This window comes from Corallococcus sicarius (assembly GCF_003611735.1).
GTDB lineage: Bacteria > Myxococcota > Myxococcia > Myxococcales > Myxococcaceae > Corallococcus > Corallococcus sicarius.
In genome coordinates this window covers 1-458 of the sequence record NZ_RAWG01000735.1, presented here as the reverse complement: position 1 = coordinate 458, position 458 = coordinate 1, and the positions used below count along the sequence as shown (strand labels likewise).

General features: G+C 65.9%; 1 pseudogene. It reads right to left on the bottom strand.

From position 1 onward, the window contains the following. Positions 1–458: pseudogene (locus D7X12_RS41925) on the bottom strand (hypothetical protein); the annotation flags it as partial.

The following is a 458-nucleotide window of genomic DNA, read 5'->3' as shown; positions in this document are numbered from 1 at the left end:
GCATCGCCTCGATGGATTCGACCACATGGTGGCCATGCTCGCGCGGCGGGTCGAAGCCGAACACCTGCTGCACGCGGTCCAGATAGGCCGGCTTGGGCTTCTCGTCGATGCCGACGGTGCGGTCGCCCTGCACATTGGAATGCCCACGGATCGGTCCGATGCCGGCGCCGGGCTTGCCGAAGTTGCCACGCAGCAACAGCAGGTTGGCGACCTGCTGCAGCAGGCGCGAGCCGTACTGGTGCTGGGTCAGCCCCATGCCGTAGCAGATCACGGTGGCCTTGGAACGGATGTAGATCTCCGCACAGCGGCGGATCTGCGCCTGCGAAATGCCGGACACCTGCACGATCTGGTCCCAGTCCTGCGCCATCACGTCTTCGCGCAGCGCCTCCAGGCCCACCGTGTGTTCCGACAGGAAATCATGGTCGAGCACGCGCTCGCCCTGTGCCTCACGCTCGAAC